This is a genomic window from Bacteriovorax sp. BAL6_X (assembly GCF_000443995.1).
GTDB lineage: Bacteria > Bdellovibrionota > Bacteriovoracia > Bacteriovoracales > Bacteriovoracaceae > Halobacteriovorax_A.
The window spans coordinates 1-13,760 of the sequence record NZ_AUMC01000003.1; the positions used below are offsets into that span (position 1 = coordinate 1).

The window sequence follows — 13,760 nt, forward strand, 5'->3', positions numbered from 1 at the left end:
ACTAAATTTTTGCTTAAATTTTGGGGGTGATTTATCAATCACCCCTTTTTGTGCTCAATACATTAAATTGACGCGTAAAAAATATATGGCCTAGCGTAAAAATAATTTGACAATAGGCCCAAAAAAACAGTAAAAGTCAGGTTCAACTTTTAAAATTGATAATAGGATGAGTATGAAAGCTTCTAAGTTAAGAATTAAATTACGCGCATATGATCACAAGCTTCTAGATAGCTCAGTTGATGAGATCGTACAAACAGCTAAAGAGACAGGCGCAAGAGTAGCGGGTCCAATCCCATTACCAACTGAAATTAACAAGTTTACAGTTCTTAGAGGGCCTCACAAAGATAAAAAATCTCGTGAGCAGTTCGAAATGAGAACACACAAAAGACTAATTGATATTGTAGATCCAACTCAGCAAACTGTTGATAGCCTAATGAAGTTAGATCTATCAGCTGGTGTTGACGTAGAGATCAAGTACTAGTATAAACGAAAAAAATTTTTATTATTAACCATGCATGCATCTCTTGGAGAAGAGTGATGCTGTGGAGGCAAAATGACAGAAGAAACTCAAGCAGTTGAGACTACTGCTACTGTATCGCTTAACACTATCTATGGTGTAAAAGCTGGTATGACAAGAATCTTTGATGAAGCTGGGAACCACGTTCCAGTAACAGTTATCAAACTAATCCCTAACAAAGTTACACAAGTTAAAACTTTAGACAAAGACGGTTACGAAGCTTACCAAGTAGGTTACTACGAAAAAAGAGAGAAGCTTGTTAATAAGCCAACTCAAGGTCACCTAAAAGCTGCTAACGTTGAAAATAACTTTGTAAAATTTGCAGAAGTTAGAACAGAAGGCGTTGATGCTGCTAACTTAGGTAAAGATCTATCTCTAGAGTCATTTGAAGCTTCTACATATGTTGATGTAACAGGAACATCTAAAGGTAAAGGTTTCCAAGGTCAGATGAAGCGTCACAACTTCAAAGGTGGACCTGCTACTCACGGTTCGAAATTCCACAGACGTGGTGGTTCGATCGGTAACAGAGCTACTCCTGGTAAAGTTTGGAAGAACAAAAGAATGCCTGGTCACATGGGTTGTGACACAAAAACAATCCAAAACATCAAGGTTGTTGAAGTTAATCAAGATAAAGGATACATGCTACTTAAGGGATCAGTTCCTGGTTCAAAAAATGGTTTTGTAAGAATCGCAAAAGCACTTAAGAAGTAATAGTAGACTGAGGTAATAGTTATGAGTGATGTAACAGTATTAAATGCAAAATTAGAAGAAGCAGGAAAGCTTACTACAAACGTAAGTCTTACTGCTGAAGATATTAACGTAGCGGCTGTACACCAAGTTGTTAAGGCTACTCTAGCGGGAAGAAGACAAGGTAATGCTTGTGTTAAAGGTCGTTCAGATGTTAGCGGTGGTGGAGCTAAGCCTTTTAAGCAAAAAGGTACAGGTAGAGCTAGACAAGGTTCAATTAGATCGTCTCTTATGGTAGGCGGGGGAACTGTTCACGGTCCAAGCCCTAGAAGCTATGTTCAAAAAGTTAACAAGAAAATGGCAAAGGTTGCAATTCAATCTGTACTTGCTGACAAACTCCAAGCTGGAAAGTTGACAGTAGTAGATACAATTGAATCAACTGGAAAAACTAAAGATATGTACGCTCTATTAAATGGTAAGGGTTTACTTCCTGCTTTAGTAGTAACTGCTGATAAAAACTCACCAGCTCTTAGAGCAGTGAAGAACTTACAGTGGGGTAAAGGGATGGCCGTAGAAGGTTTCTCTGTATACGAAGCAGTAAAATTTGAAAACCTAGTTATCGAAAAGAGTGCATTAGAAACCCTATTAAGTAAGTTGGTGTAGATTATGGCGACGTTAGAAAATGTATTAAAGAAACCACTTATCACTGAAAAGACTTCTGTTGCTACAGATAACGAAAACCGTTTTGGTTTCGTTGTAGATCTTAAGGCAAACAAGCATCAAATTAAGAATGCAGTTGAAGCTCTATATGATGTGAAAGTTTTAAATGTAAAGACAAACATTACTCCAGGTAAAGTTAAAAGAGCTGGTAAGGGTGTTAAAAAGACTAGTAAATTCAAGAAAGCTTTCGTTCAATTAGCGGAAGGTCAAAAGATTGAATTTTTTAAAGGTGTTTAACTAGTTAGCTGAGGAAATTATGGGTATTAAAAGATTTAAACCAACAACTCCTTCACTAAGAAAGATGCAAGTCGTAAATAGTGATGAGTTAACAAAAGGTGTAAAGCCAGTTAAAGGCCTTACAGCTGTTAAGAAAAATTTTGCAGGTAGAAATAACGCTGGTCGCATCACTGTTAGACACAGAGGTGGCGGTGTTAAGAGAAGATACAGAATTATCGATTTCAAAAGAAATAAAACAGATATCCCTGCAACTGTTCAAGCGATCTCTTATGATCCAAACAGAACTTGTAATATTGCACTTATCGCATACCTAGATGGTGAGAAAAGCTACATTTTAGCTCCTCTTGGTCTAAAGGTTGGAGATAAGGTAATCGCGTCTGCAGATGCAGATATTAAAGTAGGAAATGCTAAGAAGCTTAAGGACATTCCAGTAGGTACTCTTGTACACAATGTTGAAATGTATCCTGGAGCTGGTGGTCAGCTAGCACGTTCTGCAGGTTCTTACGTTCAAATTATGGCAAAAGAGGGTAAATTCGCACTTCTTAGAATGCCATCAGGTGAACTTAGAAAAGTTGAAGTTAGTTGTGTAGCTACAATTGGTCAGGTTGGTAATCTTGATCATGAGAAACGTAACATTGGTAAAGCTGGTCGTAAAAGAAAGCTTGGTTTTAGACCAACTGTTCGTGGTGTTGCTATGAACCCAGTTGATCACCCACACGGTGGTGGTGAAGGTAGAACTTCAGGTGGACGTCATCCAGTTTCACCATGGGGAACACCAGCTAAGGGTTACAAGACAAGAACTAATAAGAGAACTGATAAGTTCATCGTTAAGAGAAGAAAGTAGTAGGAGATTAATATGGCCCGTTCATTAAAAAAAGGTCCATTTGTTGATATTAGCTTAATGAAAAAAGCTCTACAAATGCAAGAAGAAGGTAACAAAGGTAACAAAGTGATCAAGACATGGTCTAGAAGATCGACAATTGTTCCTGAGTTCATCGGACTTACTTTTGCCGTTCACAACGGTAAGAAATTCATACCGGTTTATGTAACTGATAATATGATTGGACATAAATTAGGTGAATTTGCACTAACTAGAACATACTTTGGTCACGGTGCAGATAAAAAAGCTAAGAAAAGATAGTTAAGTTAGAGTTGAATAAGGAGAAGGTCAGATGGCCATTACAGTTAGAAACAGTAGAGTTGGTATCGCACCAAGAAAAGTAAGACAGGTTTGCGATCTAATCAGAAAGAAGAAAGCTTCTGAGGCGCTTAGAATCTTACGCTTCCAAGAGAAGAAAGAAATTGCACTTGTTTTAACAAAATTAATTAATAGTGGATTAGCTATCGCAGCTGATTCTGAAAAGTATGACTTAGATAACCTAGTTATCGGTACGATTAAAGCTGACGAAGGTCCAACTTTAAAACGTATTCAGCCAAGAGCTCAAGGTCGTGCGTTCAGAATTAGAAAAAGAACTAGTCACATAACAGTAGAACTAAAAGAAGCATAGGATAAATTATGGGACAAAAAGTACATCCATACGGTTTTAGATTAGGTTATATTAAGTCATGGCATTCAAACTGGTTTGCTAACGATAGAGAATACGGTGAGACTCTTCACGAAGATCTAGCGATTAGAAACTATATTGAAAAGAACATGAAAAATGCTTCTGTAGCTAATATCGAATTATCAAGAACTTCAAACCAGGTTAAGGTTACTGTTTATACAGCTAAGCCAGGTGTTGCTATTGGTAAAAAAGGTGCAGGAATTGAGAAAATTAGAAACGACCTTAAGAAACTAACTAAAGGTACACTAATCTTCAATATCGCAGAAGTTAAGAGACCAGATGCAGAAGCTAAGTTAATTGCGGAAAACATTGCAGGTCAGCTTGAAAAACGTGTAGCTTTCAGAAGAGCAATGAAGAAAGTTATGCAGTCAGCATTCAGAGCTGGTGTTAAAGGTATCCGTGTTAGAACAGCAGGACGTCTTGGCGGAGCTGAGATGGCAAGAGCTGAAGGTTATACAGAAAGAAAAGTTCCACTACATACTCTTAGAGCAGACATTGATTACAATACTGCTGAAGCTCACACTACATACGGTGTTATCGGTGTAAAAGTTTGGGTTTACAAAGGTGAGATCTATAAGTAGTCGGAAATTCATTAGTGAATTTATTTTATTGAGGTAAATATGTTAAGTCCAAAGAAAGTAAAGTGGCGTAAGCAGCAGAAAGGAAGAATGAAGGGTAAGGCGAACCGTGGAAATACTATCACGTTCGGTGAATTTGCTATACAAGCCCTATCATGTGGGTATATAACTAACCGTCAAATTGAAGCTGCCCGTATTGCAATGACAAGAAAGATCAAAAGAGGTGGTAATGTTTGGATCAAAATCTTCCCAGATAAGGTCCTTACTAAGAAGCCGGCTGAAGTTCGTATGGGGAAAGGTAAAGGTTCTCCAGATTCTTGGGTTGCAGTAGTAAAACCAGGAAGAGTAATGTTTGAAATCAAGCACATCGATCCTGAGCTAAGTAAACAAGCACTTAAGCTTGCAATGTATAAACTACCTGTAAAGACTAGAATTATTTCTAGAGAGCAGCAGGAACTTTAAATCGTTAAGAGGAAGTTATGCAAAAGTTAGAGTACAAAGATATAAGCGGTTTAAGCGGTAAAGAAATTGATGCAAAAGTAGTTGAAATGAGAAGAGCTATCTTTGATATCAACATGTCAAAAACGACAAGTGGAATCGAGAAGCCTCATGAGCTAAAACTTGCAAAAAAGAATATTGCTAAATTATTAACAGCAAAAAATGCTAAAGGTGAGTAACCATGAGTACAAATACGTTTAAGAGAAAGCTAGATGGTGTAGTTGTTTCTGTAAAGAATGAAAACACAGTTGTTGTGAATGTTGCTAGACGTTTCAAGCACCCTGTTTACAGCAAATTCGTTACAAAAACTAAAAAGTACCACGCTCATAACGTAAGTTTAGAAGCGAATCTAGGTGACAATGTAACAATTATTGAAAGTAAACCTTATTCAAAACTCAAAAAGTGGGAACTGTTAAAGGTAAATAAGTAGGGCTTGATAAGCCTATTTTAGGAGTTAGTAATGATCCAAATGCAAACTAAGTTAGAAGTTGCTGATAACTCTGGAGCTAAAGAAGTAAAGTGTATCAAGGTTCTTGGTGGTTCAAAAAGAATGAACGCGAATCTTGGTGACATTATTGTTGTAGCAGTTCAGCAAGCACTACCAGGTGGAAAAATTAAAAAGGGTGATGTTAAAAAAGCGGTTATCGTTAGAACAAAATACCCTATTAGAAGAGACGATGGTTCATACATCAGATTTGATAAGAACAGCGTTGTAATACTAAATAATAACAATGAACCAGTAGGGACACGTATTTTTGGTCCTGTTGCGAGAGAGTTAAGAAACAAGAGCTTTACGAAGATCTGTTCTTTAGCGCCAGAAGTTCTTTAATCAAAGGTTCAGTGAGGAAGTTATGCAAAAGCTAAAAGTTAATGATAATGTTGTAGTTTTAACAGGTAAAGACAGAGGCAAAACTGGTGAAGTTAAGAAAATTAACTTCAAGACCAAAGTTGTTTATGTTGGTGGTGTTAATCTAGTAAAAAAAGCAATTAAACCAACTCAAGAGAACCCAGCTGGTGGTATCGTAGACATCGAAGCACCTCTTAACATCTCAAATGTTGCTGTTGTTAGCCCAAAAACAAAAAAGGCTACAAGAGTAAGGATTGAAGAAAAAGATGGTAAGAAGGTTAGAGTCGCTGTGTCTTGTGGATCAGTACTGAGTTAAGGATAGAGGCAAAAATGAGCAGATTCAGAAAACTATATAATGACGAAATTAAAAATAAAATGACTGAGAAGTTTGGTTATAAGAATGTTAACCAAATTCCTAAGCTAGAAAAGATAGTAGTTAACTGTTGTACAAGAGACGCAGTAACTAACTCTAAAGTTGTTCAGTCGATTGTTAACGATCTTGGTACTATTACTGGTCAAAAGCCAGTTGTAGCTAAAGCTAGAAAATCTGTTGCTGGTTTCAAGGTAAGAGAAGGTATGGCCTTAGGTGCTAATGTTACTCTTCGTGGTGATAGAATGTACGAATTCCTTGATAGACTTGTTAACATCACTCTTCCAAGAGTTCGTGACTTTAGAGGTGTTTCTTCTAAAGGATTTGATGGAAAAGGTAACTATACTTTAGGTTTAAAAGAGCAGATTATTTTCCCTGAAATTTCTTACGATCAAATTGATAAAGTAAGAGGTCTAGGAATCTCAATCGTAACTACTGCTGGAAACAACGAAGAAGGTAGAGAACTACTAAACCTTTTTGGTATGCCTTTTAACAAGTAATTGAGGATAATGTAATGGCTAGAAAAGCGAAAATTGAAAGTAACAAGAAAAGAGCTAAGCTTGCTGAAAAATACGGTACTTTAAGAAAAGAACTTAAAGCTGCTATTATCAACGAGAATCTATCTGATGAAGAAAGATTTGAAGCGATGATTAAGCTACAGAAGCTACCAAGAAATTCAGCTGCAATTAGAGTTAGAAATAGATGTGAATTAACTGGGCGTCCACGTGCTTTCTACAGAAAGTTCAGACTATCAAGAATTCAATTTAGAGAGTTAGCACTTAGAGGAATGATCCCTGGTGTAACTAAGTCAAGCTGGTAATGGTTGAGGAGACGAAATTATGATGACTGATCCTATTGCAGATATGTTAACAAGAATTAGAAATGCAATTAATGCTGGACACGATAGAGTGGAATTTCCAGCTTCAAAAATGAAAGCAGGTGTTTGTAAAGTTATGAAAGACGAAGGTTATATTCGTTCATTCAAAATTATTGCAAAGAGCCAATCAGATATTAGAATCAAAGTATTACTTAAAGACGACGCTATCGTAGGTCTTGAGAGAGTATCTAAACCAGGTCTTAGACAGTACCGTGGTTATAAGGACATCTCTAGAGTTATTAGTGGTCTTGGTACTTCAATCCTATCAACTTCTAAAGGAATTATTTCTGATAGAGAAGCGAGAGCGACTAAAGTTGGTGGTGAAGTAATCTGTAATATTTGGTAGTAGGGAGCGAGTAATGTCACGTGTAGGAAAAAACCCGGTAGTAGTTCCTGAGAAAGTTCAGGTTACAATAAATGGTACAAATGTATCAGTTAAAGGACCTAAAGGTGAGCTAGAGTACACTTTCAATGATAGAGTGACTTTTGCACAAGAAGGTAATGAGATTAAAGTAAATCCAGTTGATGAGTCTAAAAAGTCTCGTGCAATGTGGGGAACAGCAAGACAAATCGTTTTCAATATGGTAACTGGTGTTACTGATGGATTTGTTAGAAAGCTAGAGTTCAACGGTGTTGGTTATAAGGCAGCTGTTAGTGGGAATACACTAACTCTTAACCTTGGTTATTCTCACCCGATTGACTATGTTCTTCCTGAAGGTGTAGCAGCTAAAGTTGCTGGTAAAGAAATCGAACTTACTGGTTCGAACAAAGAACTAGTTGGATTTGCTGCTGCAAAGATCCGTTCATTCAGACCACCTGAACCATACAAAGGTAAAGGTGTTAAATACGCTGAAGAGACAATCGTAAGAAAAGCTGGTAAATCTGGCGGTAAGTAATAAATAGTAGCCTGAGAATGGCCCGCAGTGAGGGCCTAGGGTGAGGAGTTAAAAATGATTAGAAAGCCTTATGGTAAAGCTGGTAAAGCAAGTACAGCTAGAAAAATTAGAAGAAAACTTGCTATCCGTAAGAAAGTTAACGGAACTGCTGAGAGACCTCGTCTATCAGTTAACCGCACAAACAAGCACATCACTGTTCAAGTAATTGACGATGTTGCTAATAAGACACTTTTTAGTGTTCAAACTTATGGTAAAAATGCTGTTGAAGGAAAAAGCAATGTTGCTGGTGCAACGCTAGTTGGGACAAAACTTGCTGAAAACCTAAAGTCTAACAATATTTCAACTGCTGTATTCGACAGAAACGGACTTAGATACCATGGTGTAATCAAGGCTGTTGTTGAAGCTGCTAGAGAAAATGGAATTCAAATTTAGGAGTAAGTGATGACTGAAGAAAATAAAAGCGTTGAAAAAACAGTAAAAGCAGAACCAAAGAAAAGACAAGCTTCTAAAAAAGCTCCAGCGAAAAAGCGTCAAGCAAACTCTATGGATGTTGAATTAGAAGAAAGAGTTGTTGCTGTAAATAGAGTTGCTAAGGTTATGAAGGGTGGTAGAAGATTTTCTTTTAGTGCACTAATGATCGTTGGTGATAAAAATGGTCGTGTAGGTTATGGACTTGGTAAAGCTAAAGAAGTACCTGAAGCAATCAGAAAAGCTACACAAGCTGCTCAAAAAAGCATGATCTCTGTACCAGTTGATGCAGGAACTATTCCTCACACAGTACTTGGTGAATTTGATGCTGGTAAGATTCTATTTAAGCCTGCTGCGGAAGGTACAGGGGTTAAGGCTGCTGGTGCATGTCGTTCAATCCTAGAACTTGCAGGTGTTAAAGACGTACTTACTAAGTCTCTTAGAGGTAACAACCCACATAACATCGTTAAAGCAACTTTTGACGCTCTTAAACAACTAAGATCAGTAGAAGAAGTAGCTAAAGTACGTGGAAAAGAAGCTAAAGGCTTAAGAATTAAAGGTTAATTGAGGTTGATATGACAGCGAAAACAATTACAGTAACATTAAAGAAAAGTACTATTAAATGTACTGAAAAGCAGAAAGCTACAGTAAGAGGACTTGGTCTAAGAAAAACTGGAACTTCAAAAACTTTAGAAAACACTTCTGCTGTTAGAGGAATGATCAAAAAGGTAATTCACCTTTTAGACATTCAAGAATAAGCAGAATTAGTTGATTAAGAGGTAAATATGTTAACTTTAAATAACTTAAAAAGTCCAAAAGGTGCACATAAGAATATTAAGAGAATTGGTCGTGGACAAGGTTCAGGTCAAGGTACTCAAGCTGGTAAAGGGCACAAGGGTCAAAAGGCTCGTGCTGGTGGCGGTGTAAGAACTGGTTTCGAAGGTGGAGCTATGCCACTTTACATGCGTCTTCCAAAAAGAGGTTTCTCTAACGCACCATTTAAAACTGTGTATGCTGAGGTTTCTCTATCTACACTTGAAGCTAAATTTGATAACGGAGACGTTACAAAAGAAGCTCTTATTGAGAAAGGTATCCTTAAGGGTGCAGACAAAAGACGTCCAGTGAAAATTCTTGCTAACGGAGAGCTTTCAAAATCGTTAAATTTTGTTAATATTGAAAAGTTTTCTAAGGGTGCTCAAGAGGCAATCGAGAAAGCTGGTGGAAAAATAGCAACAAAATAGATAAAAGGATCGTCTGATGTCAAACGCTCAAGGAAAACTTGAAGAGCTTAAGAAAAAAGTCTTTTTTACTTTTTTATTATTGGTAGTATATAGATTGGTTGCGCAAATTCCTGTTCCAGGAGTTGATGCGCAGGCAATCTCTTCTTATTTTGCGGAAGCCGGTGGAGGAAGTCTTTTTGACCTAATCAACACTTTCAGTGGTGGTGCCTTCAAACGTTTCTCGGTTTTAGCACTGGGGATTATGCCGTATATCACTACTTCAATTATCTTTTCTCTTTTGGGAGAGGTTATCCCTCAAATCCAAGAGCTACAAGAAGACTCAGAAGGTAGCAAAAAAATTCAAAAGTGGACTAGGTATGCAACAGTAATTCTCTGTTGCATACAAGGTTACTCGATGGCCGCTGTATTTGAAACATTTGTTTCACCAGGTGGAGCAAGAGTTATCCCTGAGCCAGGTATGCTTTTTAGAATTGTAACTATGATCACTCTAGCGGCAGGTACAATGTTCCTTCTTTGGCTTGGTGAGAGAATTACTGAATTTGGTTTAGAGAATGGTGTTTCTCTGATTATCTTTGCTGGTATTGCCGTAGAGCTGCCGTCAGAGGTTATTCAAAAAATTACACTATTTAGAAACGGTGAAATGGGAGGTTTAGAACTTCTTACTTTTGTGGCCGTTATTATTGTTGCATTTTTTGTTGTTGCATTTATTGAAAGAGCGTTTAGAGCTGTTCCGGTTCAATATGCAAAGCGTGTTGTTAATAATAGAGTTTATGGTGGTAATCAAACTCTTCCAATGAGAGTTGATACAGGTGGAGTTATGCCTCCAATCTTAGCATCTTCTTTATTAGCAGCTCCTGCAACTTTTGCTACATTTGTACCTGCAGATAGTGCTTTTAAGCCATACTTTGATACAATTCAACAAAGTTTAGCTCCAGGACAATTATTATTTAATATTCTATTTGCAACTCTTATTGTGTATATGACATATTTTTATGCACCGATCCAATTTAAAACAAAGAAGATCACAGAGATGTTACAGAAAAATAATGCTTTTATTCCAGGTATTAGACCGGGTGATAAAACTAAAGAGTATTTAGATACATTGTTGAATCGTTTATCATTCTTTGGTGCTCTATTCTTAATTGTAGTTTGTATTGTTCCTTCGTTAATTACAGGTGCTCAAACTAGATTTGGTGGTACATCGATGCTAATTTTAGTTTCTGTATCAGTTAGAGTTATGATGAATGTTCAATCGTTTATGTTTGCTGATAAGTATGAAATGTCGTACAAGTCTAAAGGCAAATATAACGGTAACAATAGAAGGTTCTAGTCCATGGCACCACAACTAATTTTAATTGGAGCTCCTGGATCGGGAAAAGGTACTCAAGCTAAGAATATCGTTTCTGAGCTTGGCTACAAACATGTTTCTACTGGTGACTTACTAAGAGCTGAAGTCGCAAAGGGTTCAGATCTTGGTCGTAAAATCAAGGCCGTTATGGATTCTGGTGAACTAGTAAGTGACGAGTTAGTACTAGATCTTCTCAAGGCAAACTGTGCAGTAGAGAAGTCGACATATATTTTTGATGGTTATCCAAGAAACTTAGTTCAAGCAAAGGATTTAGATAGTGCGCTACTTGGTGGTGTTAAATCTAAAGCGATTTACTTTGATATTGCGCTTGATACTTTAGTTGATAGAATTGTTAACAGACGTGTGGCTCCTGGAAGTGGAGAGATTTACAATCTGAAAACAAAGCCACCTAAGGTTGAAGGTAAATGTGATGTTTCAGGTGAAGACCTTGTGCATCGTAAGGATGACAATGAAGACACTGTAAGAACAAGAATGAAGGTCTTTACAGATAATATTGAGCCTGTTCTTGAGTACTATGAAGCTCAAGGACGACTTGTTAGAGTTGATGCAACTAACGGGCTTGATGAGATTTTTGAAGAAATAAAAAAAGTAGTTAAATAATTTAATATATAAGTAATTCGCCTTGCAATATGGCCCTGAGTCATATATAAGCAATTACTTTAGGTTTTTAATATATGAGTAATCAGGAAACGATTGAAGTTGAAGGTGAAGTTACTGAACTTTTACCAAACACAAAATTTAAGGTTAAATTACCGAATGGACATTCTGTTATTGCCCACATTAGTGGAAAAATGAGAATGCACTTTATTAAAATTTTACCTGGAGATAAAGTACTTGTTGAGATTAGCAAGTATGACTTAACGAAGGGCCGAATTACATATAGAAGTAAAAAACGCTAGTGTAGAATTTACGAGGTTGTTATGAAAGTTAGAGCATCTGTAAAGCCGATGTGCAAAGATTGTAAAGTTATTAAAAGAAGAGGCGTACTTAGAGTTGTATGTAAGCAACCTAAGCACAAGCAAAGACAAGGTTAATCATAGGAAAGGAGTGTAGCTATGGCGAGAATTCTTGGTGTTGATATTCCTAGAAATAAGGTAATGAAAATTGCCCTGCAATCAATTTACGGTGTAGGACCGAAGGTTGCTAAGGAAGTATTAGAAAAAACAAACATCGATTTAAACAAAAATTCAAACGAACTAACTGAAGAAGAAGCAAACGAAATCAGACTTCTTCTTGAAAGTGAGTACACTGTTGAAGGTGACTTACGTAGAGAAGTTGGTCTTAACATTAAACGACTAAAAGACTTAGGTTGTTACAGAGGGATCAGACATAGAAAAGGTCTTCCTGTAAGAGGTCAAAGAACTTCTACAAATGCTCGTACTCGTAAGGGACCAGCTGTTGCAATCGCAGGTAAGAAGTCTATTAAGTCAATGAAGTAATTGTTAGGAGTTAATGATGGTTAAGAAAACAGCTTCAAAGAAAAAAGTTAAAAAGAATATTTCGAGAGGTATTGCACATATTCAATGCTCTTTCAATAATACAATCGTTACGTTTACTGACATGAACGGTAACGCTATTTCATGGGCATCTGCTGGTCAATTAGGATTCAGAGGGTCTAAGAAATCGACTCCATTCGCGGCACAGATGGCTTCTATGGAAGCAGCTAAAAAGGCTATGGAGCACGGACTATCTACTGTTGAAGTTAGAGTTAAAGGTCCGGGTGCAGGTAGAGAAAATGCTGTTAGAGCATTCATCGCTGCAGGCCTTAAAATCACTTCTGTTGCTGATAGGTCACCAATTCCACATAATGGATGTCGTGCACCGAAAAGAAGAAGAGTATAATTTTATAGATTTATATTAAGGAGTTGTCTGTGGAAACATTTACAGCAAAAAATTGGACAGGAATGATAAGACCAGTAGCTTTGGAAATGGATAACGATAAGCTAACTAATACTTATGGTAAGTTCGTTGCTAAGCCACTAGAAAGAGGTTATGGACAAACTCTTGGAAACTCTTTACGTCGTGTACTTCTGTCTTCACTTCAGGGTGCAGCTATTGTTGCAATCAGAATTGATGGTGTTGAGCATGAGTTTGGTACAATCAACAACGTAAAAGAAGAAGTTTCTGAGATTATTCTTAACCTTAAAGAAGTTCACTTTAAGATTAAAGATAAAGAGCAAGTGACTCTTACTCTTGAGAAATCTGTAGAGGGTGTTGTTACTGCTGGTGACATTTCTGAGTCTGCAAATGTTGAAGTTTTAAATCCAGAGCACGCTATCTGTAACCTATCAACTGGTGGATCTATTAAAATGGAACTACTTGTTGCTAGAGGTAAAGGATACGTAACAGCTCTTGATAATAAAGAGTCTTTTGATCTTCCTATCGGTTGGATTTATCTTGATTCTCTCTTCTCACCTGTTGCACGTGTTAACTATACAGTTACAAATTCACGTGTTGGTAAGAGAACTGATTTTGATAAACTTACTCTTGAAGTTTGGACTAACGCAGGTGTTGAACCTTCGGATGCAGTAGCTTATTCTGCGAAGATCCTAAGAGACCAACTTGCTGTATTCCTTAGCTTCGAAGATGAAGAAGAAATCACAAGAATGGAAACTAAGCCTAAGAAACAACAAAATACTGCTAATGCAGCTCTTTTAAAGCCTGTTTCTGAGCTTGAGCTGTCTGTAAGATCTGCAAACTGCTTGCAGAACGCAGATATTAAGTATATCTATGAGCTAGTTTCTAAGACTGAAGGTGAGATGCTAAGAACTAAGAACTTTGGACGTAAGTCACTAAATGAGATTAAAGAAGTACTTTCTCAAATGGGACTAGGTCTAGGAATGAAAGTTGATAGCATCATGCAAGATCTAAAAGAAGAATAAAAGTTGTT

At 37.1% G+C, this 13,760-nt stretch carries 28 protein-coding genes; all 28 read left to right on the plus strand.

From position 1 onward, the window contains the following. The first annotated feature begins 172 nt into the window (after positions 1 to 172). The 28 genes from rpsJ to M902_RS00230 all read left to right on the plus strand — a co-directional run bounded on the left by rpsJ (position 173) and on the right by M902_RS00230 (position 13,752). On the plus strand, positions 173 to 481 hold the full coding sequence (gene rpsJ, locus M902_RS00100) for a 30S ribosomal protein S10 (protein ID WP_021265868.1): 309 nt from the start codon (positions 173 to 175) through the stop codon (positions 479 to 481). Positions 482 to 553: 72 nt separating this feature from the next. Continuing rightward, the gene (gene rplC / locus M902_RS00105) at positions 554 to 1,228 is read left to right on the plus strand and encodes a 50S ribosomal protein L3 (RefSeq protein ID WP_021265983.1); all 675 of its coding nucleotides are present in this window, start codon (positions 554 to 556) and stop codon (positions 1,226 to 1,228) included. Between the two features lie 21 nt (positions 1,229 to 1,249). After that, on the plus strand, positions 1,250 to 1,867 hold the full coding sequence (gene rplD, locus M902_RS00110) for a 50S ribosomal protein L4 (protein WP_021266357.1): 618 nt from the start codon (positions 1,250 to 1,252) through the stop codon (positions 1,865 to 1,867). Positions 1,868 to 1,870: 3 nt separating this feature from the next. After that, a complete protein-coding gene (gene rplW, locus M902_RS00115; protein WP_021266483.1) occupies positions 1,871 to 2,161 on the plus strand; it encodes a 50S ribosomal protein L23 in 291 nt (96 codons plus the stop codon). Positions 2,162 to 2,180: 19 nt separating this feature from the next. Beyond that, on the plus strand, positions 2,181 to 3,005 hold the full coding sequence (gene rplB / locus M902_RS00120; protein ID WP_021266159.1) for a 50S ribosomal protein L2: 825 nt from the start codon (positions 2,181 to 2,183) through the stop codon (positions 3,003 to 3,005). Between the two features lie 12 nt (positions 3,006 to 3,017). Continuing rightward, entirely contained in the window at positions 3,018 to 3,302 is a 285-nt protein-coding gene (gene rpsS / locus M902_RS00125) for a 30S ribosomal protein S19 (RefSeq protein ID WP_021266332.1), read from the plus strand. Positions 3,303 to 3,333: 31 nt separating this feature from the next. After that, positions 3,334 to 3,669, plus strand: a complete 336-nt coding sequence (rplV, locus tag M902_RS00130) for a 50S ribosomal protein L22 (RefSeq protein ID WP_021266204.1) — start codon at positions 3,334 to 3,336, stop codon at positions 3,667 to 3,669. A gap of 8 nt (positions 3,670 to 3,677) precedes the next feature. Beyond that, a complete protein-coding gene (gene rpsC, locus M902_RS00135; protein WP_021265986.1) occupies positions 3,678 to 4,307 on the plus strand; it encodes a 30S ribosomal protein S3 in 630 nt (209 codons plus the stop codon). 39 nt (positions 4,308 to 4,346) lie between these two features. Continuing rightward, positions 4,347 to 4,766 (plus strand): 50S ribosomal protein L16, encoded by a 420-nt coding sequence (gene rplP / locus M902_RS00140; protein WP_021266311.1) that lies wholly within the window; start codon positions 4,347 to 4,349, stop codon positions 4,764 to 4,766. Positions 4,767 to 4,783: 17 nt separating this feature from the next. After that, positions 4,784 to 4,981 (plus strand): 50S ribosomal protein L29, encoded by a 198-nt coding sequence (gene rpmC / locus M902_RS00145; protein ID WP_021266478.1) that lies wholly within the window; start codon positions 4,784 to 4,786, stop codon positions 4,979 to 4,981. Positions 4,982 to 4,983: 2 nt separating this feature from the next. Next, entirely contained in the window at positions 4,984 to 5,232 is a 249-nt protein-coding gene (gene rpsQ, locus M902_RS00150; RefSeq protein WP_021266428.1) for a 30S ribosomal protein S17, read from the plus strand. A gap of 30 nt (positions 5,233 to 5,262) precedes the next feature. After that, positions 5,263 to 5,631 carry a 50S ribosomal protein L14 gene (gene rplN, locus M902_RS00155; RefSeq protein ID WP_021265914.1) on the plus strand — a complete coding sequence of 123 codons (369 nt, stop codon included), beginning with the start codon at positions 5,263 to 5,265 and terminating at the stop codon, positions 5,629 to 5,631. Positions 5,632 to 5,653: 22 nt separating this feature from the next. Beyond that, on the plus strand, positions 5,654 to 5,965 hold the full coding sequence (rplX, locus tag M902_RS00160; RefSeq protein WP_021265798.1) for a 50S ribosomal protein L24: 312 nt from the start codon (positions 5,654 to 5,656) through the stop codon (positions 5,963 to 5,965). 14 nt (positions 5,966 to 5,979) lie between these two features. Beyond that, positions 5,980 to 6,519: a 50S ribosomal protein L5 gene (gene rplE, locus M902_RS00165; protein ID WP_021266103.1), complete on the plus strand. Its 540-nt coding sequence runs from the start codon at positions 5,980 to 5,982 to the stop codon at positions 6,517 to 6,519. Between the two features lie 14 nt (positions 6,520 to 6,533). Further along, positions 6,534 to 6,839 carry a 30S ribosomal protein S14 gene (gene rpsN / locus M902_RS00170; RefSeq protein WP_021266310.1) on the plus strand — a complete coding sequence of 102 codons (306 nt, stop codon included), beginning with the start codon at positions 6,534 to 6,536 and terminating at the stop codon, positions 6,837 to 6,839. A 22-nt stretch (positions 6,840 to 6,861) separates the two neighbouring features. Next, the gene (gene rpsH, locus M902_RS00175) at positions 6,862 to 7,242 is read left to right on the plus strand and encodes a 30S ribosomal protein S8 (protein ID WP_040313878.1); all 381 of its coding nucleotides are present in this window, start codon (positions 6,862 to 6,864) and stop codon (positions 7,240 to 7,242) included. Between the two features lie 13 nt (positions 7,243 to 7,255). Then, entirely contained in the window at positions 7,256 to 7,792 is a 537-nt protein-coding gene (rplF, locus tag M902_RS00180) for a 50S ribosomal protein L6 (RefSeq protein WP_021265706.1), read from the plus strand. A gap of 54 nt (positions 7,793 to 7,846) precedes the next feature. After that, a complete protein-coding gene (gene rplR / locus M902_RS00185; protein WP_021266175.1) occupies positions 7,847 to 8,224 on the plus strand; it encodes a 50S ribosomal protein L18 in 378 nt (125 codons plus the stop codon). A 111-nt stretch (positions 8,225 to 8,335) separates the two neighbouring features. Then, positions 8,336 to 8,824 (plus strand): 30S ribosomal protein S5, encoded by a 489-nt coding sequence (rpsE, locus tag M902_RS00190; protein ID WP_040313879.1) that lies wholly within the window; start codon positions 8,336 to 8,338, stop codon positions 8,822 to 8,824. An 11-nt stretch (positions 8,825 to 8,835) separates the two neighbouring features. Next, positions 8,836 to 9,018, plus strand: coding sequence for a 50S ribosomal protein L30 (gene rpmD / locus M902_RS00195; RefSeq protein ID WP_021266070.1), 183 nt, complete (start codon positions 8,836 to 8,838; stop codon positions 9,016 to 9,018). A 27-nt stretch (positions 9,019 to 9,045) separates the two neighbouring features. Continuing rightward, entirely contained in the window at positions 9,046 to 9,501 is a 456-nt protein-coding gene (gene rplO / locus M902_RS00200) for a 50S ribosomal protein L15 (RefSeq protein WP_021265817.1), read from the plus strand. Between the two features lie 16 nt (positions 9,502 to 9,517). Then, positions 9,518 to 10,831: a preprotein translocase subunit SecY gene (secY, locus tag M902_RS00205; protein ID WP_021265832.1), complete on the plus strand. Its 1,314-nt coding sequence runs from the start codon at positions 9,518 to 9,520 to the stop codon at positions 10,829 to 10,831. Positions 10,832 to 10,834: 3 nt separating this feature from the next. Further along, positions 10,835 to 11,470 (plus strand): adenylate kinase, encoded by a 636-nt coding sequence (locus M902_RS00210; protein ID WP_021266372.1) that lies wholly within the window; start codon positions 10,835 to 10,837, stop codon positions 11,468 to 11,470. 74 nt (positions 11,471 to 11,544) lie between these two features. Next, positions 11,545 to 11,769, plus strand: coding sequence for a translation initiation factor IF-1 (gene infA / locus M902_RS00215; RefSeq protein ID WP_021266177.1), 225 nt, complete (start codon positions 11,545 to 11,547; stop codon positions 11,767 to 11,769). Positions 11,770 to 11,790: 21 nt separating this feature from the next. Beyond that, positions 11,791 to 11,904, plus strand: a complete 114-nt coding sequence (rpmJ, locus tag M902_RS16265) for a 50S ribosomal protein L36 (protein WP_021266475.1) — start codon at positions 11,791 to 11,793, stop codon at positions 11,902 to 11,904. 21 nt (positions 11,905 to 11,925) lie between these two features. After that, positions 11,926 to 12,309, plus strand: coding sequence for a 30S ribosomal protein S13 (rpsM, locus tag M902_RS00220; protein WP_021265934.1), 384 nt, complete (start codon positions 11,926 to 11,928; stop codon positions 12,307 to 12,309). 16 nt (positions 12,310 to 12,325) lie between these two features. Then, on the plus strand, positions 12,326 to 12,712 hold the full coding sequence (gene rpsK / locus M902_RS00225) for a 30S ribosomal protein S11 (protein WP_021266246.1): 387 nt from the start codon (positions 12,326 to 12,328) through the stop codon (positions 12,710 to 12,712). A 29-nt stretch (positions 12,713 to 12,741) separates the two neighbouring features. After that, on the plus strand, positions 12,742 to 13,752 hold the full coding sequence (locus M902_RS00230) for a DNA-directed RNA polymerase subunit alpha (protein ID WP_021266373.1): 1,011 nt from the start codon (positions 12,742 to 12,744) through the stop codon (positions 13,750 to 13,752). The last annotated feature ends 8 nt before the right edge of the window (positions 13,753 to 13,760 follow it).

Bases quoted from the DNA above. Each gene is read 5' to 3' on its own strand.
- rpsN (WP_021266310.1), top strand. From the start codon at position 6,534: ATGGCTAGAAAAGCGAAAATTGAAAGTAACAAGAAAAGAGCTAAGCTT.
- M902_RS00210 (WP_021266372.1), top strand. From the start codon at position 10,835: ATGGCACCACAACTAATTTTAATTGGAGCTCCTGGATCGGGAAAAGGT.
- rpsM (WP_021265934.1), top strand. From the start codon at position 11,926: ATGGCGAGAATTCTTGGTGTTGATATTCCTAGAAATAAGGTAATGAAA.
- rplR (WP_021266175.1), top strand. From the start codon at position 7,847: ATGATTAGAAAGCCTTATGGTAAAGCTGGTAAAGCAAGTACAGCTAGA.
- rplX (WP_021265798.1), top strand. From the start codon at position 5,654: ATGCAAAAGCTAAAAGTTAATGATAATGTTGTAGTTTTAACAGGTAAA.
- rpmD (WP_021266070.1), top strand. From the start codon at position 8,836: ATGACAGCGAAAACAATTACAGTAACATTAAAGAAAAGTACTATTAAA.
- rplE (WP_021266103.1), top strand. From the start codon at position 5,980: ATGAGCAGATTCAGAAAACTATATAATGACGAAATTAAAAATAAAATG.
- rplP (WP_021266311.1), top strand. From the start codon at position 4,347: ATGTTAAGTCCAAAGAAAGTAAAGTGGCGTAAGCAGCAGAAAGGAAGA.
- rplF (WP_021265706.1), top strand. From the start codon at position 7,256: ATGTCACGTGTAGGAAAAAACCCGGTAGTAGTTCCTGAGAAAGTTCAG.
- rplB (WP_021266159.1), top strand. From the start codon at position 2,181: ATGGGTATTAAAAGATTTAAACCAACAACTCCTTCACTAAGAAAGATG.
- secY (WP_021265832.1), top strand. From the start codon at position 9,518: ATGTCAAACGCTCAAGGAAAACTTGAAGAGCTTAAGAAAAAAGTCTTT.
- rplC (WP_021265983.1), top strand. From the start codon at position 554: ATGACAGAAGAAACTCAAGCAGTTGAGACTACTGCTACTGTATCGCTT.
- rplN (WP_021265914.1), top strand. From the start codon at position 5,263: ATGATCCAAATGCAAACTAAGTTAGAAGTTGCTGATAACTCTGGAGCT.
- rplW (WP_021266483.1), top strand. From the start codon at position 1,871: ATGGCGACGTTAGAAAATGTATTAAAGAAACCACTTATCACTGAAAAG.
- rpsH (WP_040313878.1), top strand. From the start codon at position 6,862: ATGACTGATCCTATTGCAGATATGTTAACAAGAATTAGAAATGCAATT.
- rpsQ (WP_021266428.1), top strand. From the start codon at position 4,984: ATGAGTACAAATACGTTTAAGAGAAAGCTAGATGGTGTAGTTGTTTCT.
- rpsJ (WP_021265868.1), top strand. From the start codon at position 173: ATGAAAGCTTCTAAGTTAAGAATTAAATTACGCGCATATGATCACAAG.
- infA (WP_021266177.1), top strand. From the start codon at position 11,545: ATGAGTAATCAGGAAACGATTGAAGTTGAAGGTGAAGTTACTGAACTT.
- rplD (WP_021266357.1), top strand. From the start codon at position 1,250: ATGAGTGATGTAACAGTATTAAATGCAAAATTAGAAGAAGCAGGAAAG.
- rpsE (WP_040313879.1), top strand. From the start codon at position 8,336: ATGGATGTTGAATTAGAAGAAAGAGTTGTTGCTGTAAATAGAGTTGCT.
- rpmJ (WP_021266475.1), top strand. From the start codon at position 11,791: ATGAAAGTTAGAGCATCTGTAAAGCCGATGTGCAAAGATTGTAAAGTT.
- rpmC (WP_021266478.1), top strand. From the start codon at position 4,784: ATGCAAAAGTTAGAGTACAAAGATATAAGCGGTTTAAGCGGTAAAGAA.
- rplV (WP_021266204.1), top strand. From the start codon at position 3,334: ATGGCCATTACAGTTAGAAACAGTAGAGTTGGTATCGCACCAAGAAAA.
- rplO (WP_021265817.1), top strand. From the start codon at position 9,046: ATGTTAACTTTAAATAACTTAAAAAGTCCAAAAGGTGCACATAAGAAT.
- rpsS (WP_021266332.1), top strand. From the start codon at position 3,018: ATGGCCCGTTCATTAAAAAAAGGTCCATTTGTTGATATTAGCTTAATG.
- rpsK (WP_021266246.1), top strand. From the start codon at position 12,326: ATGGTTAAGAAAACAGCTTCAAAGAAAAAAGTTAAAAAGAATATTTCG.
- rpsC (WP_021265986.1), top strand. From the start codon at position 3,678: ATGGGACAAAAAGTACATCCATACGGTTTTAGATTAGGTTATATTAAG.